This window comes from Vibrio agarivorans, from assembly GCF_030409635.1.
Taxonomy (GTDB): domain Bacteria; phylum Pseudomonadota; class Gammaproteobacteria; order Enterobacterales; family Vibrionaceae; genus Vibrio; species Vibrio agarivorans.
In genome coordinates this window covers 1,459,965-1,482,965 of record NZ_JAUFQF010000004.1, presented here as the reverse complement: position 1 = coordinate 1,482,965, position 23,001 = coordinate 1,459,965, and the positions used below count along the sequence as shown (strand labels likewise).

Annotated in this window: 16 protein-coding genes; 5 read left to right on the top strand and 11 right to left on the bottom strand. The window is 46.5% G+C overall.

What is annotated here, in order from left to right; translation table 11 throughout:
- Positions 1–6: 6 nt before the first annotated feature.
- The gene (locus tag QWZ05_RS15425; RefSeq protein ID WP_290299284.1) at positions 7–939 is read right to left on the bottom strand and encodes an ABC transporter ATP-binding protein; all 933 of its coding nucleotides are present in this window, start codon (positions 937–939) and stop codon (positions 7–9) included.
- Positions 940–1,136: 197 nt separating this feature from the next.
- On the bottom strand, positions 1,137–2,813 hold the full coding sequence (locus QWZ05_RS15420; RefSeq protein ID WP_290299283.1) for a SulP family inorganic anion transporter: 1,677 nt from the start codon (positions 2,811–2,813) through the stop codon (positions 1,137–1,139).
- Positions 2,814–3,061: 248 nt separating this feature from the next.
- Between QWZ05_RS15420 and can the strand changes: the two genes are divergently transcribed.
- Positions 3,062–3,721, top strand: a complete 660-nt coding sequence (gene can / locus QWZ05_RS15415) for a carbonate dehydratase (protein WP_264877919.1) — start codon at positions 3,062–3,064, stop codon at positions 3,719–3,721.
- Positions 3,722–3,824: 103 nt separating this feature from the next.
- Here can and lptG read toward each other — a convergent pair whose 3' ends face one another.
- Positions 3,825–4,898, bottom strand: coding sequence for an LPS export ABC transporter permease LptG (lptG, locus tag QWZ05_RS15410; RefSeq protein ID WP_264877918.1), 1,074 nt, complete (start codon positions 4,896–4,898; stop codon positions 3,825–3,827).
- Positions 4,891–6,003 carry an LPS export ABC transporter permease LptF gene (lptF, locus tag QWZ05_RS15405; protein ID WP_264877917.1) on the bottom strand — a complete coding sequence of 371 codons (1,113 nt, stop codon included), beginning with the start codon at positions 6,001–6,003 and terminating at the stop codon, positions 4,891–4,893. Before lptF ends, lptG begins: the two co-directional genes overlap by 8 nt.
- Before the next feature lie 190 nt (positions 6,004–6,193).
- Between lptF and pepA the strand changes: the two genes are divergently transcribed.
- The 3 genes from pepA to QWZ05_RS15390 all read left to right on the top strand — a co-directional run bounded on the left by pepA (position 6,194) and on the right by QWZ05_RS15390 (position 11,214).
- On the top strand, positions 6,194–7,702 hold the full coding sequence (gene pepA / locus QWZ05_RS15400) for a leucyl aminopeptidase (RefSeq protein WP_264877916.1): 1,509 nt from the start codon (positions 6,194–6,196) through the stop codon (positions 7,700–7,702).
- A 63-nt stretch (positions 7,703–7,765) separates the two neighbouring features.
- The gene (locus QWZ05_RS15395; RefSeq protein WP_264877915.1) at positions 7,766–8,215 is read left to right on the top strand and encodes a DNA polymerase III subunit chi; all 450 of its coding nucleotides are present in this window, start codon (positions 7,766–7,768) and stop codon (positions 8,213–8,215) included.
- Between the two features lie 125 nt (positions 8,216–8,340).
- Positions 8,341–11,214: a valine--tRNA ligase gene (locus QWZ05_RS15390; protein ID WP_264877914.1), complete on the top strand. Its 2,874-nt coding sequence runs from the start codon at positions 8,341–8,343 to the stop codon at positions 11,212–11,214.
- 118 nt (positions 11,215–11,332) lie between these two features.
- On the opposite strand, the gene hpt is transcribed toward QWZ05_RS15390, so the two are convergent.
- Entirely contained in the window at positions 11,333–11,860 is a 528-nt protein-coding gene (gene hpt, locus QWZ05_RS15385) for a hypoxanthine phosphoribosyltransferase (RefSeq protein ID WP_290299276.1), read from the bottom strand.
- Between the two features lie 340 nt (positions 11,861–12,200).
- On the opposite strand from hpt, the gene QWZ05_RS15380 reads away from it, so the two are divergent.
- Positions 12,201–12,851 (top strand): LuxR/HapR/OpaR family quorum-sensing transcriptional regulator, encoded by a 651-nt coding sequence (locus QWZ05_RS15380; RefSeq protein WP_290299273.1) that lies wholly within the window; start codon positions 12,201–12,203, stop codon positions 12,849–12,851.
- Between the two features lie 107 nt (positions 12,852–12,958).
- Here QWZ05_RS15380 and lpdA read toward each other — a convergent pair whose 3' ends face one another.
- The 6 genes from lpdA to QWZ05_RS15350 form a co-directional block, all read right to left on the bottom strand.
- On the bottom strand, positions 12,959–14,386 hold the full coding sequence (gene lpdA / locus QWZ05_RS15375) for a dihydrolipoyl dehydrogenase (RefSeq protein WP_264877911.1): 1,428 nt from the start codon (positions 14,384–14,386) through the stop codon (positions 12,959–12,961).
- Between the two features lie 223 nt (positions 14,387–14,609).
- Positions 14,610–16,526: a pyruvate dehydrogenase complex dihydrolipoyllysine-residue acetyltransferase gene (gene aceF, locus QWZ05_RS15370; protein ID WP_290299265.1), complete on the bottom strand. Its 1,917-nt coding sequence runs from the start codon at positions 16,524–16,526 to the stop codon at positions 14,610–14,612.
- Positions 16,527–16,556: 30 nt separating this feature from the next.
- Positions 16,557–19,220 (bottom strand): pyruvate dehydrogenase (acetyl-transferring), homodimeric type, encoded by a 2,664-nt coding sequence (aceE, locus tag QWZ05_RS15365; RefSeq protein ID WP_290299263.1) that lies wholly within the window; start codon positions 19,218–19,220, stop codon positions 16,557–16,559.
- 52 nt (positions 19,221–19,272) lie between these two features.
- Positions 19,273–20,040: a pyruvate dehydrogenase complex transcriptional repressor PdhR gene (gene pdhR, locus QWZ05_RS15360; RefSeq protein WP_264877908.1), complete on the bottom strand. Its 768-nt coding sequence runs from the start codon at positions 20,038–20,040 to the stop codon at positions 19,273–19,275.
- Between the two features lie 387 nt (positions 20,041–20,427).
- Positions 20,428–22,173 (bottom strand): single-stranded-DNA-specific exonuclease RecJ, encoded by a 1,746-nt coding sequence (gene recJ, locus QWZ05_RS15355; RefSeq protein WP_290299261.1) that lies wholly within the window; start codon positions 22,171–22,173, stop codon positions 20,428–20,430.
- Positions 22,174–22,194: 21 nt separating this feature from the next.
- Positions 22,195–22,980: a thioredoxin fold domain-containing protein gene (locus QWZ05_RS15350; protein ID WP_290299260.1), complete on the bottom strand. Its 786-nt coding sequence runs from the start codon at positions 22,978–22,980 to the stop codon at positions 22,195–22,197.
- Positions 22,981–23,001: the final 21 nt, after the last annotated feature.

Genomic DNA, 23,001 nt, shown 5'->3' with positions numbered 1-23,001 from the left:
TTCGCCTTATCCTCGTTTCGCTGGTTGAGATTGCTCACGCACGATGGTGACAAACAGCTCTTCCAAGCGGTTCGCTTTATTGCGCATCGATAGTACCTTGACACCCTGCTCTGTAAGCTGGGTAAAGATGGCATTGAGACCCTGAGTTTTCTCGATTTCAATTTCTAGCGAGCCATTGCTAAACATTTGACGGCTCACTCCAGTCAGTGTGGGCTTTGGTGATCCCTCTTCCAAATCAAGGATGAAGGTCTCAACTTTCAATTTGCCCAAAAGTGACTTCATGCTCGTGTTCTCAATCAGCTCACCACGATTGATGATGCCGATATTACGACACAGCATTTCTGCTTCTTCTAGGTAATGGGTCGTCAAGATGATCGTGATGCCTTGCTCACGGTTGATCTCTTGTAAAAACTCCCACATCGAGCGGCGCAACTCGATATCAACACCAGCTGTAGGCTCATCTAGGATCAGCAGCTTAGGCTCATGCATCAGTGCTCGTGCAATCATCAAGCGGCGTTTCATACCGCCAGACAAGTTACGTGCACGTTCATTACGCTTTTCCCAAAGATCAAGTTTGGTTAAATACTTCTCTGCACGCTCTTTAGCAAGACTGCGCGATACACCGTAATAACCCGCCTGCTGCAGCACAATCTGCTCAACGGTTTCAAATTGGTTGAAGTTAAATTCTTGAGGCACAAGCCCTAAGTTTTGTTTCGCTAGCTCTAAGTCACTGTCGATATCAAAGCCAAACACTTTTACCTGGCCTGAAGTCTTATTTACAAGAGAAGACACCACACCAATAGAGGTAGATTTACCTGCGCCATTTGGCCCAAGTAGCGCATAAAAGTCGCCTTTTTCGACGCTTAAACTGATGCCTTTTAGCGCTTCAAAGCCGCCGGCATAAGTCTTACGCAAGTTTTCTATTTCTAACGCATACATAATTTTTTTCGTCTTTGGTTAAATCGCAAGTCGACCAGCTGCCCATTAATGGTAAAGGGCAACCGTTTTCAATGGCACGTAGTCTAGCGCTGAACATCAGTGACTACAATTGATTATTCCATACTTATCGAAATGAATAGTGCAAACAAAAACTCATGCACAAGGCATGAGCTTTAAGATTGAATGAGTGCAAACCGTTAAGCGGTCAGTGGTTCGCCTGTATCTTGTTCGTGTGACACACTTTCAACAGCGGCATTGAGCGCATGAGAGCGGAAACTAAAGGTATTCTCATCAGGGACAAGATCCAATACATGAAACTTTTCTAGCTGTTGCTTGGTAGCTTCATTAGGGCATAGCAGGTACACCTGACATTTGGCATCAAGCGCATCTTTAATGGCATTTTCTAGGGCTAAACCCACAGTAACGTCAATCATCGGCACATCAGTGAGATCTAGAATCATTGCTTGATAGTCTGCAATACTGCTGTGTTGACGCGAGATCGCTTTCGAAACACTAAAGATCATTGGCCCTGATAAATAGAAGAACAGAACCTTACCATTCGCTTTATCTAGGATCGCCTTTTCACTGTCGGTCAATGGAACATCATCTTCATCAGCATCACTGATCGCTTTCACTTGGCGTGCTTGTTCACGGCTTAGGCGTTCAATAATAATGATGTTGGAGATAAAAACACCCAGGCCAACAGCAACAATCAAGTCAACAAACACCGTCAGCATCATCACACCATACATCACGGCCATGCCCGGAAAGCTGACTTTGTGAGCGCGTTGGATAAAACTCCAATCCAGGATATTAAAGCCGACATAGACCGCAATGCCGGCCAGTACCGCCATTGGAATCGGCTCAGTTAAACCACCGGCCACAAGCACAACCAAAGCCAACACTAGGGCGCGCGCAACGCCAGACAAAGGAGAGCGAGCTCCGACTTGGATATTCGTCACCGTCCCCATTGTTGCACCCGCCCCTGGCAATGCACCGAACAAACCCGAAATCATGTTGGCTAGGCCTTGCCCACGCAGCTCTTTGTCCGAGTCGTGCTCTTTACGCGTCAACGAGTCACCAATAACGGCAGTTAATAACGTATCGATGCAGCCTAACGTGCCAAGCACCAGCGCATCAATCACCATCTCGGTGAGCATTGCAGGATTGATATGGGGGATAACAAGAGAAGGAAGACCTGCCGGAATTTCACCAATACGGCGAATACTATCAGTGTCAAAAAGCATCACGGAAAGGAGTGTCACAGCAACCAGAGCCACCAATTGAGCCGGTACATACTTGCGATACTGTTTAGGAAAAAGAAACAGAATCGCTAGGGTCAATAGCCCAAGAAACAGCTCGCTAAACTTGAGGTTTTCAATGATGTCAGGCAGCGCAGAGAGTGTACCTAAAACGCCTCCTGCTGGCGCAGCATGACCCATAAGAGGCGAGAGCTGCAAGATAATCAGTATCACACCGATACCTGACATAAACCCAGATATCACACTGTAAGGCATCAAGGTGACATATTTACCGAGCTTTAACGTGCCAAGTAAGATCTGAAACGCCCCTGCCATCATGACCACGGTAAAGGTCATCGCCATGCCTGATTCTGGATATTTGGCCATCATACTAGTGAGTACTGCCGTCATAATCACCGTCATCGGGCCGGTAGGCTCTGAGATTAGAGTATTTGAACCACCAAAGAGTGAAGCAAACAAGCCTACGAGAATCGCCCCCCAAAGACCGGCTTCTGCGCCAGCTCCAGACGCAACACCAAAAGCGAGGGCTAGTGGCAGAGAGATGATGGCGGTTGTGACCCCACCAAAGAGATCACCTTTTAGGTTGATATCATTAAAACGACTTCCAAACACGTTACAGCTCCATCTATATCAACATTTTTCAAAGGGTTATAAGACCTTCTATTTGCGACAAGGATATTCCGATAAATGTAACAAAACATCAATAACGGAAAGTAAGGTTGCTAGGAAGGTTAGTTATAACCACTCAGCCCAGTACTGATAAGACGTCAGAGGAGTAAAACGCAAACGATTAAATGAGGAAGCGTTATTCAACATAGGGTATAGTGTGGACAGATTTTTGTTAGGGGTAGAGAAGCAAGATGCCTGAAATTAAACAGTTATTCGAGAACAACTCAAAGTGGTCTGAGTCATTAAAAGCAGAAACACCGGAGTACTTTGCCAAGCTAGAAGAAGGACAAAGCCCGGGTTTTCTATGGATTGGTTGTTCAGATAGTCGTGTACCCGCAGAGCGTTTGACGGGGTTGTACTCTGGTGAGCTGTTTGTACACCGAAATGTGGCAAACCAAGTGATCCACACCGACTTAAACTGCCTTTCGGTGGTGCAATACGCGGTCGACGTACTCAAGGTGAAACACATTATTGTCTGTGGTCACTACGGCTGTGGTGGCGTCAATGCTGCGATTGATAACCCACAACTGGGTCTTATCAACAACTGGTTACTGCATATTCGTGATCTTTACTTGAAACATCGCAACCTGCTTGAAAAGCTGCCACGCGAACAGTGGGGCGACAAGCTGTGTGAAATCAACGTTGCTGAACAAGTTTACAATTTGGGTAACTCTACGGTACTGCAATCTGCTTGGGAGCGTGGTCAAGAGATTGAAATTCACGGTGTCGTTTATGGTATCGGTGATGGTGTGCTGCAAGATCTCGGTGTCCGCTGCGATAACCGCGAAACTCTCGAGTCAAATTACCCAGTCGCAATGGATAAAATCCTCAACTCAGGGATTTTGAAATAACGCACTGTGACACAAAGCATGCGCAAAATTGAAACATGCGAAAAAATTAAAAAAGGAAGGCTTATAATGGCCTTCCTTTTTTATGGTTTGCAGATTGTCTTATCTAGAGTTTTCTTCTCAGCAGCATAATCGCAACTAGAAGGAACACTAAACTTGGTGCGACTGCCCCCAAAGCAGGAGGGAAACCATAAACCAGACTCAATGGACCAAAGAACTCACTAGAAATATAGAACGTAAAGCCCGCGATCACACCCGACAAGATACGTGCGCCCATGGTGACACTTCTCAACGGACCAAAGATAAACGACAACGCCATCAGCATCATGACCGCAATCGAAAACGGCTGGGTCACTTTACGCCATAACGCCAGTTCATAGCGTGAGGCGTCTTGCTCAGAGGCTTTCAAGAAACTGACGTAATCCCAAAGCCCGCTCAATGACAATTCTTCTGGTTTAACCGTCACCACGGCGAGTTTGTCTGGCTCGAGTGCGGTTTGCCAGCGGTAGCCAGGCAGCACATCTTTAGATATTTCAGCTCCTTGGCTATCAAAGCTCGTGATATGAGCGCCTTGCATCTGCCAAATATTATCTTGCGCAAAAATCGCTTCTTCCGTGGTGATGACCTGTTTCAGCTCTCGGTCTTGGTCAAAGCGCCAGATATTTACGCCATACAGGCGGTCATCATCCACTTTAGCGATGAAAATAAAATCGTTAGTATCACGTGCCCACACCCCGGTACGCACTGACAGAATCTGACCGCCTGAGGTTGAGATAGCGCGTAGATCACGGGCCATTTTTTGCGCTTGAGGTGCGCCCCACTCCCCGAGAAGCATAACAATAACCATCAAGGGCAGAGCCGTTTTCAATACCGACATACCGATATCAAGCTTGGAGAACCCCGCCGCTTGCATCACCACAAGCTCAGAGCTAGAAGCTAACATCCCCAAACCAATCAGCGCGCCAAGCAAAGCCGCCATCGGGAAGAACATTTCGACATCACGCGGAATACTCAGCAACACAAACAGCAATGCCTGCAGTAAATCATAACTGCCCTGCCCCACTTTACGAAGCTGCTCAACATATTTAATGATGCCGGACAAACCCACAAACGTGGCCAGTACTAGAGAAGAGGTCGCAATAATGGTGCGACCGATATACCAGTCTAATAACTTAAACACGGGCTTTAGCTATCCTTTTCTGTCTGAGTTTGTCTTTGAATTTACGTACTTGAATGCTATCCAAGCTATTGGCACCAATCGCCGTAAACAGCAAGGCGATATTGATCGGCCACATGCCAATGATGGTTGGAATCGTGCCATCTTCTAGTGCTGATTTTGTTGCACTAATCGAAAGGAAGTAAGCAAGATAAATTAATATTGCTGGCCCCATCTTAGCAAAGCGCCCCTGACGAGGGTTAACCGCAGACAAAGGCACAACCAACATAGTGAGCAATGGAATACACACCACCAACGAGATACGCCATTGCAGTTCAGCTTGTGCTCGGCGATCTTCCATCTTGGCCAGTTGCAGTGTTGGAATCGCTTCCCAGTCTCGGCCTTTGCGCTTGACCTCACGCTGACCAATCACCCCTTCATACTGTTCAAAGTTGGTAATTCGATAATCAACACGCGTAGGTAAACCTTCATAACGCGTTCCATCAAACATTTTGATCACTTGACGACCATCACTAGTCTCTTGCACAACACCCGACTTAGAAAACATCACACTAGGAAGCAGCGAATCACGCGGCTGCAACTGAGCAACGAAAACACTATCAAGCTGCTTACCCTTGATGTCATCGATGAATACCACTGAGGAGCCATCAGGCGTGCGTTGGAAGTGACCGGTTTTCAAAAGCTCTACGCTGTTTTCAGACGCAAACTCTTCGAGCAGCTGCGCTTCTTTGTCTTGAGCCCAAGGAGCAAGATAGAAGGCATTAAATGCCGCAACTGTGCCAGTGATAATGGCGAGGTAAAGTGACGCTCGCACCAAAAACTTATTACCAATGCCCGTTGCGTTCATTACGGTGATTTCACTTTCGGCGTATAGGCGACCATAAGTAAGCAAAATACCGATAAACAAACTGAGCGGCAGCATCAAAAGGCCCATTGCTGGCATGTTCAAACCAACAATAGACATGATCATTCGCGCTGGAATGTCACCGTCAGAGGCATCAGCCAAAACTCGGATGAATTTTTGGCTTAAAAACACTAAAAAAAGGACAAAGAAGATAGCAAATTGGCTCTTCAATGTTTCCCGGATCAAATATCGAACAATAATCACGCCGAAATTACCTATACAAAACTTGTTTTTTTGGTCGAATAACTATAATTTCTCGTTGAACCTTTTAATTTTATCTATTTTGTCTAACTGTGAGATACAAGGTTAACGTCGCCAAAGCAAGTACGATGGTGAGGAATATCTCTATTATCTAACATTTAGCACTATTTGTCTTTAGGATGTAGGAGTACGCATGGAGTTCAGTGTAAAAAGTGGCAGTCCGGAGAAGCAACGCAGCGCGTGTATCGTCGTTGGCGTCTTTGAACCACGCCGACTATCTCCAGTTGCAGAGCAACTTGATAAAATCAGTGATGGCTACATTAGTTCACTACTACGTCGCGGTGATCTAGAAGGAAAACCTGGCCAGATGCTGCTTTTGCATCAAGTACCAGGCGTGCTCTCAGAGCGTGTTCTTCTTGTTGGCTGTGGCAAAGAGCGTGAGCTTGGCGAGCGTCAATACAAAGAAATTATCCAAAAAACCATCAGCACGCTAAACGAAACAGGCTCAATGGAAGCGGTTTGCTTCCTGACAGAATTGCACGTTAAAGGCCGCGATACCTACTGGAAAGTACGTCAAGCGGTAGAAGCAACGAAAGATGGCCTATACACCTTTGACCAATTTAAGAGCAATAAGCCAGAGACTCGTCGTCCACTGCGCAAGCTGGTTTTCAACGTACCGACTCGTCGCGAGCTGAACCTAGGCGAAAAAGCGATTGCTCATGGTCTCGCGATTGCATCGGGTGTCAAAGCGTCAAAAGACCTTGGCAACATGCCGCCAAACATTGCTAACCCTGCCTACCTAGCTTCTCAAGCTCGCCGCCTAGCGGATGACTACGACACCGTTACAACAAAAATCATCGGTGAGCAGGAGATGGAAAAGCTGGGTATGACGTCATACCTTGCCGTTGGTCGTGGCTCTAAAAATGAGTCGATGATGTCTATCATGGAATACAAGGGCAACCCTGATTCAGAAGCCAAACCGATTGTTCTTATCGGTAAAGGCCTAACCTTCGATTCAGGCGGCATCTCACTCAAGCCAGGTGAAGGCATGGATGAGATGAAATACGACATGTGTGGCGCAGCATCAGTATTCGGTGCAATGAAAGCACTGGCGAAACTGAACTTGCCTATCAACGTCATTGGTATTCTTGCCGGTTGTGAGAACATGCCTGGCAGCAATGCTTACCGTCCTGGCGACATCCTTACAACCATGTCTGGCCAAACCGTTGAAGTATTAAATACGGATGCTGAAGGTCGTTTGGTGTTGTGTGATGCACTCACTTATGTAGAACGCTTTGAACCTGACTGTGTCGTTGATGTCGCGACTCTGACTGGCGCGTGTGTAATTGCACTTGGTCACCACATCAGTGGCGTACTGTCGAACCATAACCCACTTGCCCATGAGCTAGTGAACGCATCTGAGCAAGCAAGCGATCGTGCATGGCGTCTACCGATGGCAGACGAATACCACGAGCAACTAAAGAGCCCGTTTGCTGACATGCAAAATATTGGTGGTCGCCCTGCGGGCACTATCACTGCGGGTTGTTTCCTGTCTAAGTTTGCCAAAAAGTACAACTGGGCACACATCGACAGCGCAGGTACGGCATGGAAATCGGGGGCTGCTAAAGGCTCAACAGGTCGCCCTGTCTCAATGCTTGTCCAATTCCTGCTTAACCGCAGTGGCCAAGAAACAGAAGAGTAAAATTCTGATTATCAAAAGGGCCGCAAGGCCCTTTTTTCGTATCAAGGAGTCAACACTCTCGTTATGCCAAACGCCACTTTCTACCTTGCCCAAGAAGGCAGCCCACAAGCGACAGTGACAGGGCTTATCAAGTACACGGTTTTTCTTGCACAGCATTTTGCCAAACAAGGTGCTAAGGTCTATATCAACGCGAATGATAAAGATCAGGCTGAAACCATTGCTGAAGCCTTATGGCAAGTCGAGCCTAGTGACTTTATTGGCCATAACTTAGTTGGTGAAGGGCCCAAATATGGCACCAGTATCGAAATCGGTCATCATGGGGTTAAGCCTCTATGGAACCGCCAACTGGTAATTAATTTGGCCGAAAATAACACAACCTTTGCGAACAAGTTTAACGAAGTGGTAGACTTCGTGCCTTGCGAAGAAAAAGCCAAGCAACAAGCGCGAGAAAGATATAAAATCTACCGTCAAGCTGGCTATCAGCTACAGACTATCGCAATCGAAAACGGTTAACGTAGCTAAACCGCAACCAAATATAGACAGGTCAATCCTTATAGATAAGGCGATCTTCCGTAAGATCCCTCACTTATAAAGATTGACTAAGCATTAACCATCAACGTATCCATTTTAAGAGCGCTATGGAAAAGACATACAACCCAACTTCAATTGAACAAGCTCTATACCAAGCTTGGGAAGAAAAAGGCTACTTTAAGCCACACGGTGACACGACGAAAGAATCATACAGCATCATGATCCCGCCACCGAACGTCACTGGTAGCCTACACATGGGCCACGCGTTCCAAGACACCATCATGGATACACTTATCCGTGCTGAACGTATGAAGGGTAAAAATACCCTTTGGCAGGTAGGTACTGACCATGCGGGTATCGCAACGCAAATGGTTGTTGAGCGTAAGATCGCAGCAGAAGAAGGCAAAACGAAACACGATTACGGTCGTGATGCCTTCATCGACAAAATCTGGGAATGGAAGAACGAGTCTGGTGGCACAATCACTAAACAGCTTCGTCGCCTAGGTGCATCGGTAGACTGGGACCGTGAGCGTTTCACAATGGATGACGGCCTATCTAACGCCGTTCAAGAAGTGTTTGTTCGTCTATACGAAGAAGACCTAATCTACCGTGGTAAACGTCTAGTAAACTGGGATCCTAAGCTGCACACAGCTATCTCTGATCTTGAAGTTGAAAACAAAGACAAGAAAGGCCACATGTGGCACTTCCGCTACCCTCTAGCTGATGGCGTTAAGACAGCAGAAGGTAAAGACTACATCGTAGTTGCAACAACTCGTCCGGAAACCATGCTTGGTGATACGGGCGTTGCAGTTAACCCAGAAGATCCACGCTACAAAGATCTCATCGGTAAAGAAATCCTACTTCCTCTTGTTGATCGTCGCATCCCTATCGTAGGTGATGAGCACGCTGACATGGAGAAAGGTACAGGTTGTGTGAAGATCACCCCTGCACACGACTTTAACGACTACGAAGTTGGTAAGCGTTGTAAGCTACCAATGATCAACATCCTGACCTTCGATGCCAACATCCGTAACGAAGCAGAAGTATTCTGCACTAACGGCGAAGCAAGCGACGTTTACGCAACTGACCTACCTGAAGAATTCCAAGGTATGGAGCGTTTTGCCGCTCGTAAAGCAATCGTTGCGAAATTCGAAGAGCTCGGCCTGCTAGACGAAATCAAAGATCACGACCTAACGGTACCTTACGGCGACCGTGGTGGCGTGGTTATCGAACCAATGCTTACGGACCAATGGTACGTGCGCGCTGCACCTCTTGCAGAGCCTGCTGTTAAAGCGGTTGAAGATGGTGACATCCAATTCGTTCCTAAACAGTACGAGAACATGTACTTCTCTTGGATGCGTGATATTCAAGATTGGTGTATCTCTCGTCAACTTTGGTGGGGTCACCGTATCCCAGCATGGTACGATAACGACGGCAACGTATATGTAGGCCGTACTGAAGAAGAAGTACGTGCAAACAACAACCTTGCACCTGTTGTTGTTCTTCGCCAAGACGACGACGTACTAGATACATGGTTCTCTTCTGCACTATGGACGTTCGGCACGCAAGGCTGGCCAGAGCAAACTGAAGACCTGAAGACATTCCACCCTTCAGACGTTCTAGTAACAGGCTTCGACATCATCTTCTTCTGGGTTGCGCGTATGATCATGATGACCATGCACTTCAACAAAGATGAAAACGGTAAAGCACAAGTACCATTCAAAACAGTTTACGTAACGGGTCTTATCCGTGACGAGAACGGCGACAAGATGTCTAAGTCTAAGGGTAACGTTCTTGACCCTATCGACATGATTGATGGTATCGACCTTGAGTCTCTAGTAGAGAAGCGTTGTGGCAACATGATGCAGCCTCAACTAGCGAAGAAGATCGAGAAGAACACACGTAAGACGTTTGAAAACGGTATCGAACCATACGGTACAGATGCACTGCGTTTCACTCTTGCTGCGATGGCTTCTACTGGTCGTGACATCAACTGGGACATGAAGCGTCTTGAGGGTTACCGTAACTTCTGTAACAAGCTATGGAACGCAAGCCGTTACGTGCTGATGAACACAGAAGAGCACGACTGTGGCATGTCACTGTCTGCAGAAGAGCGCGCAAACCTTGAGTTCTCTCTAGCGGATAAGTGGATTGAATCTCAGTTTGAGCTAGCAGCGAAAGAGTTTAACGCTCACCTAGACAACTACCGTCTAGACATGGCAGCGAACACGCTTTACGAATTCATCTGGAACCAATTCTGTGACTGGTACTTAGAGCTGACTAAACCGGTTCTATGGAAAGGCACTGAAGCGCAGCAAGTTGCAACTCGCCACATGCTGATTACTGTTCTAGAGAAGACGCTACGTCTTGCTCACCCTGTTCTCCCTTACATCACTGAATCAATCTGGCAGAGCGTTAAGCCGCTAGTAGACGGTGTTGAGGGCGAGACAATCATGACGCAAGCGCTTCCTCAGTTTAACGAAGAGAACTTCAACGCTGAGATCGTAGAAGACATCGAGTGGGTTAAGACGTTCATCACTGCTATCCGTAACCTGCGTGCGGAATACGACATTGCACCTAGCAAAGGCCTAGAAGTAATGATCAAGGTAGCAGACGAGAAAGATGCAGCGCGTATCGAAGCAAACAAGGTAGTTCTAAACTCTCTTGCCAAGCTAGATAGCTTGACGGTTCTTGCTCAAGATGCAGAGACGCCTGCGTGTGCAACTAAGCTGGTTGGCAAATCTGAGCTAATGATCCCAATGGCGGGTCTGATCGACAAAGACGCAGAACTTGCTCGCCTTGATAAAGAAGTGAAGAAAACTCACGGCGAAATCAAGCGTATAGAAGGCAAGCTAGGTAACGAAGGCTTCGTTGCCAAAGCACCTGAAGCGGTTATTGCAAAAGAGCGTGAGAAGCTAGTCGGTTACCAAGAGACCCTAGCGAAGCTAGAAGAGCAGAAAGCGACAATTGCTGCTTTATAAGCAAGTCACGATTCATTGTGAATAGCAAAGCCCACCGTTTGGTGGGCTTTCTTTTATCACTTTACTGCTTAGTCGAAGCGAGAGGTTTTTTATCAACTCTCGACTTACCACTTTAGACTTACAATGGAATCACTTTACCGATGTAAGGTAGGTGACGGTACTTCTGAGCGTAGTCGATACCCACACCCACAACAAACTCATCAGGGATAGAGAAACCAATCCAATCTACTGGAACATCAACTTCACGGCGTGATGGCTTATCAAGTAGCGTACAAATACGAATCGACTTCGGCTCACGTAGAGACAGGATCTCTTTTACTTTGTTTAGCGTGTTGCCCGTATCGATAATGTCTTCCACTAGCAGTACATCCTTACCTTTGATGTCATCATCCAGATCCTTCAGGATTTTTACATCACGAGAACTTTCCATTGAGTTGCCGTAGCTCGATGCCGTCATGAAATCAACTTGGTGTGTCAGGTTGATGGCACGTGCCAAATCAGCCATAAACACAAATGAGCCGCGCAAAAGGCCTACAAGAACAAGATCTTCGCTGCCTTGGTATTGCTCAGTAATCTCTTTACCAAGAGTGCGAATGCGTTCCTGAACCGCTTGCTCAGAAATCATAATCTCTACTTTATGCTTCATAATCATCTCATTATCTGAAAATTCGGCGCTATTCTACCACCGAGTGCCGCATGACAATAGGTGAAGGCACGTCCAAACCCTCATTCTTTATTTACACCCCCGTCATGTGCAAAATTTGAACTGATACTAGGTTTATATTAATCAACTGTGCCTAATATTGACCCAAGCAATATGCATCAGTACACTGAAGCATCATTATTATAAAAATCAATTGAGTAACTAAGGGGAATACCCCCGTTTACTCTAGTCACAAACGTGCATTGGAATAAACAGACAACCTAGAGTTGTCACAACAAACCCAATCAATGTACGCCAACGTTACTTAGGCAAGGAACTTAATATGGACTCACCTACTCAAAAACAAGATGTAGGCTTAACGGACAAACCTAAATCTAGACCGAGAACTCGGTTATCGCCACAAAAACGCCGCGAACAGTTAATGGAAATTGCGATGGAAGTGTTTGCTTGCCGCGGTATCGGACGTGGTGGACACGCTGATATTGCTGAAATAGCAAATGTTTCTGTTGCAACCGTATTCAACTACTTTCCAACTCGAGAAGACTTAGTTGATGATGTGCTGCAATTTGTTGAGCGAAAATACTCAAACTTCTTATCTGACAGCATTGACCTCGATAAGCATGCAAAAGAGAACCTCAAGTGCATTACTGATGCGATCATCCAGATGGTTCAAGAAGATTGCAGCTGGATCAAGGTCTGGTTTGAATGGAGCGCATCGACACGCAGTGATGTGTGGCCGCTCTTCCTATCAAGCAACCAAACTAACCTCAAGCTGCTTCAACACATGTTTAAAGTAGCAATGGAGCGTGATGAAATTTGCGATGAGCATGATGCTAACCACATTGCTTCACTTTTCCATGGCATCTTGTACTCACTCTTTATTCAAGGCAACCGTATTGAAAAATCTGATGAGCTCAATGCCCTCGCTGATAGCTATCTAAATATGCTGTGCATCTACAAACAAGAGCAGTAACTTATACATACTCTGCTTATAGCAAAAACGACAAAGCCGCTTCATTTGAAGCGGCTTTATATTATCTATGGAGTGAGTGTAAACACTCACTCCACTTGTCAGAAAGATTACTTTCTTTTCACTGCTTTCTTGTTTGGAAGGTCAGTGATTGAGCCTTCAAATACTTCAGCGGCTAAGCCAACTGATTCGTGCAATGTTGGGTGAGCGTGGATAGTCAGAGCAATATCTTCCGCATCACAACCCATCTCGATAGCTAGGCCGATTTCACCAAGTAGTTCACCACCGTTAGTACCCACGATAGCACCACCAATTACACGGTGAGATTCTTTGTCGAAAATGAGCTTAGTCATACCGTCTGCACAGTCAGACGCAATCGCACGACCAGACGCAGCCCAAGGGAATGTCGCTACTTCGTAGTTAATGCCTTCCGCTTTCGCTTCTTTCTCTGTCTTACCAACCCAAGCAACTTCTGGCTCAGTGTAAGCGATTGAAGGGATTACTTTCGGGTCAAAGTAGTGTTTCTTGCCAGAGATAACCTCTGCCGCCACGTGACCTTCATGAACACCTTTGTGAGCAAGCATTGGTTGGCCAACGATATCACCGATAGCGAAGATATGAGGTACGTTAGTACGCATCTGCTTATCAACATTAATGAAACCGCGCTCGTCGATTTCTAGACCTGCTTTTTCACCGTCAATAAGCTGACCATTTGGCACACGACCGATAGCAACGAGAACCGCATCGTAACGCTCCGCTTCTGCTGGCGCTTTCTTGCCTTCCATTGAAACGTAGATACCATCTTCTTTCGCTTCAACTGCTGTCACTTTCGTTTCTAGCATTAGGTTAAACTTGTCTTTGATACGCTTGGTGTAAACCTTAACGATATCTTTGTCTGCTGCAGGGATAACCTGATCAAACATCTCAACAACGTCTACCTGAGAACCTAGTGAGTGGTAAACCGTACCCATCTCTAGGCCGATAATACCGCCACCCATAATAAGCAGTTTGCCAGGAACTTCATTAAGCTCTAGGGCATCAGTAGAATCCCAAATACGTGGGTCTTCATGTGGGATAAATGGCAGTTTAATTGGGCGAGAGCCCGCTGCGATAATCGCATTGTCAAAGTTAACAACCGTTGTTTCACCTTCGCCTTCTACAGCGATTGAGTTAGGACCAGTAAATTTACCGTAGCCGTTAACAACCGTCACTTTACGTTGCTTAGCCATACCAGAAAGGCCGCCCGTTAGCTGGTTAACGACTTTCTCTTTCCAGATACGGATTTTATTGATATCCGTTTCAGGCTTACCAAATACAACACCGTGGTCAGCCATCGCTTTTGCTTCTTCGATCACTTTTGATACGTGAAGCAGAGCTTTTGATGGGATACAACCCACGTTTAGACAAACACCACCTAGTGTGCTGTAGCGCTCAACTAGAACCGTTTCCAAACCTAGGTCGGCACAACGGAATGCAGCTGAGTAACCAGCAGGACCCGAACCTAGTACAACAACTTGGGCTTTAATTTCTTTGCTCATTTTGACCTCTTGTAGTCATTATCCCTAACAGGCTAATTGAGGATTGATTGTTTTCTTTCGCGTTTTTCAACGTTTTCAGACCGACCAACAGTTTACAGAGATGTTAACGGTGTGAAAAGTAAATCAATTTAGCCTGTGAGCCAGACGACAATTCATTGAGTAAATGTCATCTTCTTATAATTTAATAGAGGCGACTACTGCCGCCTCTCGAAGTTTTCGTCGATTATAGAACCAGACGACGAATGTCTGATAGTGCACTATTTAGGAACGTAATGAAACGCGCACCTTCAGCACCGTCAATCACACGGTGATCGTATGAAAGAGACAATGGAAGCTGTAGACGTGGTTCGAACTCTTTACCGTTCCACACCGGCTTCATCTCTGACTTAGACACACCTAGGATACCAACTTCGGGTGCATTTACGATTGGTGTAAATGCCGTACCACCGATGCCACCAAGGCTAGAGATTGTGAAACAACCGCCTTGCATGTCTGCTGCAGTTAGCTTGCCAGCACGTGCTTTCTTAGACACAGCCATTAGCTCTTCAGATAGCTCGTAGATGCCTTTCTTGTTCACATCTTTGAATACAGGAACAACTAGACCATTTGGCGTATCTACTGCGATACCTACGTTTACGTACTTCTTAAGAATGATGCTTTCGCCATCTTCAGAAAGAGAAGAGTTAAACGCTGGGAACGCTTCTAGCGCTTTAGCGACAGCTTTCATGATGAACACAAGAGGAGTGATCTTCATACCAGTGTCTTTCTTCGCTTCGATTGCATTCTGCTCTTTACGGAATGCTTCTAGCTCAGTGATGTCAGCGTTATCCCACTGTGTAACGTGAGGGATCATTACCCAGTTACGGTGTAGGTTTGCACCAGAGATCTTCTTGATCTTAGAAAGCTTCTGAACTTCAGTTTCGCCGAACTTGCTGAAGTCAACTTTTGGCCAAGGCAGTAGACCAAGAGCAGAGCCATCGCCTTTGCCAGATGCGGCTGCACCTGCGCCAGCTTCAAGACGCTTAAGTGCATCTTTAACGTAAGCTTGAACGTCTTCTTTCAGTACGCGGCTCTTACGACCTGTACCTTTAACCTTAGATAGGTTAACGCCAAATTCACGGGCTAAACGACGTACTACTGGAGACGCGTGAGCGTATTCGTGATTCTCTTGGAAGTCATTCGCTGCAGGTGCCGCTTCAGCTTTTGCTGCTGGGGCAGGTGTTGGAGCTGCTGCCGAAGGAGCCGCTGCTGCAACTGGAGCTGCAGGAGCTGAACCAACTACTTCGCCTTCCGTTGTAGAGAAAATCATGATTAGAGAGCCTGTCGTTACTGAATCGCCTTCAGCAATCTTGATCTCTTTAACCGTACCTGCAAATGGTGCTGGTACTTCCATAGAAGCTTTGTCGCCCTCAACAGTAATGAGAGATTGCTCTTCTTCTACTGTATCGCCGACCTTAACCATGATCTCAGTAACTTCTACTTCGTCACCGCCGATGTCTGGAACGTTCACTTCTTTATTAGCCGCTGCCGCTGGAGCCGCCGCAGGTGCTGCTGGTGCTTCAGCAACTGGAGCTGGTGCAACTGCGCCAGAACCCGCCACAGGAGAACCTGCGACCTCAAATACCATCACAAGAGAGCCAGTCGTTACTGAATCGCCTTCAGCAATCTTGATCTCTTTAACCGTACCTGCAAATGGTGCTGGTACTTCCATAGAAGCCTTGTCGCCTTCAACCGTTAGAAGAGACTGCTCTTCTTCGATTGAATCGCCAACGTTAACCATGATTTCAGTAACTTCTACTTCGTCACCACCGATATCTGGAACGTGTACTTCTTTAAGTTCTGCTGCCGCTGCTGGTGCAGGAGCTGCCGCTGGAGCTGCTTCAGGAGCAGGTGCCGCAGCACCCGCCTCTTCGCTCTCGAAAATCATGATAAGAGAACCAGTAGTAACCGAATCGCCTTCCGCTACTTTGATTTCTTTAACAATACCTGCTTGAGACGCCGGAACTTCCATAGAAGCTTTGTCGCCTTCAACCGTGATCAGAGACTGTTCTTCTTCAACCTTGTCGCCAACGCTTACAAGAATCTCAGTAACTTCAACCTCATCCGCACCAATGTCAGGTACATTAATTTCGATTGCCATTGCTTATTTACCTTCTAGTTAAGCGCTGTATTAAGCGTATTGTGGGTTTGTTTTTTCAGTATCGATGTTGAACTTAGCAATTGCTTCAGCAACTACTGATTTCTCAACATCACCACGTTTAGCCAGCTCAGTTAGCGCTGCAACAACTACGTAGCCTGCGTTAACTTCAAAGTGACGACGTAGATTCTCACGGCTGTCAGAACGACCGAAGCCATCAGTACCCAGTACTTTGTAAGACTCTGTTGGCATGAACGCACGTACTTGCTCAGCGTAGTTCTTCATGTAGTCCGTCGCAGCGATCGCTGGTTCGTTACCTAGAACAGTCGTGATGTAAGGTACTTTTGCTTCTGCTTCTGGGTGAAGCATGTTGTAACGCTCTGCGTCTTGACCGTCACGAGTTAGCTCGTTGAAAGACGTTACAGAGAATACATCAGATGCTACGCCGTACTCTTCGCTTAGGATAGTCGCTGCTTTGCGTACTTCGTTCATGATAGTACCAGAGCTCATTAGCTGAACTTTACCCTTCGTGCCTGCATGAGTTTCTAGCTTGTAGATACCCTTACGGATGCCTTCTTCAGCGCCTTCCGGCATTGCTGGCATTGCGTAGTTTTCGTTCATTACTGTTAGGTAGTAGTAAACGTTCTCTTGCTCAGGACCGTACATGCGACGGATACCGTCTTGCATGATTACCGCTAGCTCGTAAGCAAACGTTGGGTCGTAAGAGATACAGTTAGGGATAGTGTTCGCTTGGATGTGCGAGTGACCATCTTCGTGCTGTAGACCTTCACCGTTCAGCGTTGTACGACCAGCTGTAGCACCTAGTAGGAAGCCACGAGCTTGTTGGTCACCTGCTAGCCATGCCATGTCACCAATACGTTGGAAACCGAACATTGAGTAGTAGATGTAGAATGGGATCATTGGCAGGTCGTTTGTGCTGTATGAAGTTGCAGCAGCAACCCATGAAGCCATAGAACCTAGCTCGTTGATACCTTCTTGAAGAACTTGACCAGATGTCGCTTCTTTGTAGTAAGAAACGATACCTTTATCTTCTGGCGTGTACTCTTGACCGTGTGGGTTGTAGATACCAACCTGACGGAATAAACCTTCCATACCGAACGTACGTGCTTCATCACAGATGATTGGAACGATGTTCTTACCAATGTTCTTGTTCTTAAGAAGGATGTTCAACGTACGAACGTATGCCATAGTCGTTGATATTTCACGCTTCTGTGCACCAAGTAGAGGAGCGAACTCTTCTAGCTCAGGAACTTTGAACTCTTGAGTGAAGTTTGGAAGACGAGCAGGCGTGTAACCGTGTAGAGCGTTACGACGTGCGTGTAGGTATTCGTATTCAGCAGAACCTTCTTCCAGTTTTAGGTAAGGAAGTTCAGCGACTTTCTCATCAGAAAGGATGTCTTGTAGGCCTAGACGGTCACGTAGGTATTGTACGTGAGTCATGTCCATCTTCTTAACACCGTGTGCGATGTTCTTACCTTCTGCAGCTTCACCCATGCCGTAACCTTTAACAGTCTTAGCTAGGATTACAGTCGGCTTACCACCTGTCTCTTTTGCATTGTTGAATGCAGCGAACAGTTTAGAAGAATCGTGACCACCACGCTTCAGCTCGAAGATTTGGTCGTCAGTCATGTCTGCAACTAGTGCAGCTGTTTCTGGGTACTTACCAAAGAAGTGCTCACGTACGTAGGCGCCATCTTTAGATTTGAATGTTTGGTAGTCACCGTCGATAGTTTCGTTCATTAGTTGAAGAAGCTTACCAGTGGTGTCTTTAGCTAGTAGAGAATCCCAGTTGCTACCCCAGATAACTTTAACAACGTTCCAACCCGCACCTTTGAATAGGCCTTCAAGTTCTTGAATGATGCTACCGTTACCCATTACCGGGCCGTCTAGACGCTGTAGGTTACAGTTGATTAGGAAACATAGGTTGTCTAGCTTCTCACGCGCAGCGAAAGAGATAGCACCACGTGATTCTGGCTCATCCATCTCACCGTCGCCTAGGAAAGCGTATACACGTTGAGCAGAAGTATCTTTAAGGCCACGGCCGTTTAGGTACTTAAGGAAACGTGCTTGGTAAATAGCAGAGATAGGACCAAGACCCATAGATACTGTTGGGAACTGCCAGAACTCAGGCATCAGTTTAGGGTGTGGGTATGAAGGAACACCTTTACCGTCTACTTCTTGACGGAAGTTGTCTAGCTGCTCTTCAGTTAGACGGCCTTCAACGAACGCACGAGAGTAGATACCTGGTGAGATGTGACCTTGGTAGTAAACTAGATCGCCACCGTCCGTCTCGTTTGGAGCACGGAAGAAGTGGTTGAAACAAACTTCGTAGAACGCTGCAGCTGACTGGTAAGAAGCCATGTGACCACCTAGGTCTAGGTCTTTCTTAGAAGCACGCAATACGATCATGATTGCGTTCCAGCGAATAATCGAACGAATACGACGCTCAAGAGTTACGTCACCAGGGTAAGCTGGTTCTTGTGCAGCTGGAATGGTGTTGATGTAGTTTGTGTTGATACCCGTTGGCATATCAACACCATCTAGACGTGCTTTTTCTAGAACTGTTTCTAGTAAGAACTGGGCACGTTCTACACCTTCTTCACGTACAACTGACTCAAGAGCTTCTAACCAATCCTGAGTTTCCGGTGCATCTACGTCATGCTTCATGTCAGACATGGCGATCTATCCTTTTGTTGGTTTGATCTACTTAAACTTGTGAAGAGCCGAGTTACGACTCATTACCACGTTGAATCCTTCTCAAGGAGCGCTCGCGACGAGTCTCTTCTCGAGTTAAATCCAATAGAGTTTCTTCGATATAAGCCAAGTGTGAATGTGACATCTCGCGCGCCTTTTCAGGCTGACCCGACACAATCGCCTTCACAATATTGGCTCGGTGTTTACTTACTTTCTCAACCACTTCAGAGCGGCGATGTAATAGTTCTAAATTCTGTACAATATTCTGCTCTAGCAATGGCGCTAGGCTTCGAACCACATGCAATAACACAACATTGTGAGCGGCTTCAGTCAGCGCAATCAAAAATTGCATAACCGCTGACGATTCCGCGCGAATATCTCCGCGCAACTGCTCTTGTTCAATCACGACTTGGCACTGTTCAATGCGTTTAAAATCTTCTTGTGTGCCTCGTAAGGCGGCAAAGTAGGCTGCGATGCCTTCCATTGCGTGTCGTGTTTCTAGTAGATCAAGTTGTGTTTCTGGGTGATTCGCAAGCAAATCGAGAAGGGGGTTTGAAAAGCTCTTCCCTATCGATTCACTAACAAATGTTCCTCCGCCTTGACGGCGGATAAGAAGCTGCTTTGCTTCTAAACGTTGAATTGCTTCTCGTACTGAAGGTCGAGAAACATCGAACTGCTTCGCCAGTTCGCGCTCAGCGGGTAGTCGTTCCCCTGGCGCTAACGTCCCTTCTACAATCAGCCTTTCGAGCTCCTGCTCAATCACATCGGAGAGCTTTGGCTGTCGAATCCTTTGATAAGCCATTATTCAACTTCTTTATGTTGCCATCAGGGTTAATTGGTATTACCAATTTCAACTGACGCAAAAATTAGCATAGACGAAATATCCCTGTCTAGAGAAAAGTTGATTTAAATCATAGAAAGACCACCGCAGACACAGTGCGTTAACATTTTATCAAAAGAAAAGCACAAAAGTAGGTCAGACCAATTAAAGAAATATTAAATGGGATTTTCTGGGCTAGAAAATCCACTGGTTGGATGTGTTAAACAAGATGATGTGAATAGAGAAGGAGATGGAAAGTATTCACACACAAGCAATCTCATGTGTGAATATACAAACGAAATTAGTGAATGAATAGATTTGTCATACAAATGAACCAACAGAGTGTGCTAGCGATCACACTGCCTACCCCTAAGGGGATAGAGGTTCAAGGTGTTCCACCATCAATTGCAGCGATGAGTTGCCACGAAATTCATTAATGTCGAGGCGATAAGCTAATTTGACCTTTTTTACCGAAGCATCAGGCCATCGGCGTAAATCAACATTAAAGGCGATACCATCCAACATAATGTTGGTTGGGTGTCCTTTAAACAGGGGCTCAACCATTAACTTGAGGTGCTTCTCCCCGACTAACTTTTGATGCAGCACTTTGAACTCACCATCGAACATCGGCTCTGGGAAGGCTTGTCCCCAAGGGCCACCACCACGAAGAAGCTCCGCAGTCTGCATAGAGAACTCTTCAGGCTTTAATTCGCCGTCAGATAAAAGAATGCCCTTCAAAGCCTCTTCATCAATATCTTGCTTAACCGCTTCGTCAAATAGTTGAGCAAATTTCTCAAAATGCTTTTCTTCAATAGTCAGTCCAGCCGCCATAGCATGACCGCCAAACTTCAAAATAAGTCCTGGGTTTTGTGTATCAATACGATCCAGTGTGTCACGCATGTGCAGCCCCGGAATCGAGCGGCATGAGCCCTTAATCGTGCCTTCACCACCATCTGCAAAAGCAATCACCGGGCGGTGAAACTGCTCTTTGATACGCGAGGCAAGGATACCAATAACCCCTTGATGCCAATCGCGCTGGAAGAGCACTAAACCGTGGGGTAATTGACTATCTTCACCAAACTGGAGTCGCTCACAAAACGCCATCGCCTCTTGCTTCATGCCCGCTTCAATCTCTTTGCGGGTTTGATTGAGGCCATCGAGTTCATTTGCCATTCGACGCGCAGCATGGATGTTGTTACACATCAAAAGTTCGACACCAAACGACATATCATCCAAGCGACCCGCTGCATTAATACGCGGCCCAAGAGCAAAACCAAAATCTGTTGCGACCAAACGGCTGGCATCACGTTTGGCGACTTCAATTAAAGCTTGTATACCCGGCCTCGCAAGCCCAGCTCGAATACGCTGCAGCCCTTGATGCACAAGAATACGGTTATTATCATCCAGTGGCACGACATCGGCTACCGTGCCGAGTGCCACAAGATCTATCAACTCCATCAGCTTAGGTTCAGCGACACCTTGCTGGGCAAACCACCCTTGCTGACGCATGTGAACACACAGCGCCATCATTAAGTAGAAGGCAACACCCACTCCCGCTAACGCTTTTGATGGGAAGGCACACTCTTCCAAATTAGGATTAACCATCGCATCAACGTTGGGTAAAACATGCCCCGGTAAGTGATGGTCAGTCACTAACACCTGTAATCCTTTTTCTTTGGCATAACGCACGCCATCGATAGAGGAGACGCCATTGTCGACTGTCATGATCACTTCAGCATCAAGCTCAAGGACTTGATCCACCACCTCGGGGCTAAGACCATAGCCGTCTTCAAAGCGGTTTGGTACCAGATAATCCACGTTGCTTGAACCTAGCATACGCAGTGCCAACACAGAAAGAGCTGAGCTAGTCGCGCCATCGGCATCAAAATCGCCGACAACGATAATGCGCTTGTTGTCACGAATAGCAGCAAACAACAGTTCTACGGCACGTTCTATGCCGTGAAGTTCGCGAAAAGAGTGCAAGCCTTTGGCTGTTTTAATTAATTGCTGATCCGAGGTGATGCCGCGTGACAGATACAATCGGCGTAACAAAGGATCTAAACTTTCAGGCAGACGTGTTATGTCGACATCCGGGCGACGCTGAATCTCTATCATGATGGCGTGTTTTTTCCCGCTTTACTGTTTATCTAATTGCTTAATCAGGGCCTCTGGTGGCATGTAACCACTGATCAACTCACCACTCTCTGTAAACAGTGCAGGTGTACCAGAAATGCCCAGCTTACGACCCAATGCAAAGCTTTGCTGAACGGTATCTAAACACTGCTCAAACTGGTCATTACGCTCTGGGAATTGGCGATTAACCTTGCCATTGTGCATCGCTGCCTGTTGATCATCGGCACACCAAATCTGTGCCATTTGCTCTGCTACTGGGCCTTGAGGGCCTTGGCGCGGGTAAGCAAGGTAACGAACAGTGATACCGCGTTTATTGTACTCACCCATATCATTGTGCAGTTTGACACAGTAACCACAGGTGATATCAGTAAAGATGGTCAAGACATGCTTTTCGTCATCAGCCTTAAACTCAATCATTGAATCGGTATATTGAGCAATCAGCTCAGCATTTTTCGGTTGCTGGCGCTTGGCGAGGATATCTTCAACATTGCCGTCACCATCAAAGCCATACAAGGTACCAGCAATGAAGTGTTCGCCATCGAGCGAGCTAAACAGCACACCGCTTGATGTTTGCACCTCTAATAAACCTGGGATGTCTGCAGGAACAATATCAGAAACCTGCAAACGAAGAGCCGTAAACTTTTGGATTAGCGCTGCTTTATCAAATGAATCAGAGATCATCATTTTTTCGGCCGCTGGCGCCGCTGGAGCTGAAACACTCTCCTCTGCGTTGCATGCAACAACAAATAGAGAAGCTGAGAGTAATGAAACTGGGCGTAAAAAACGCATAGTGTCTTCCTATAACATTGA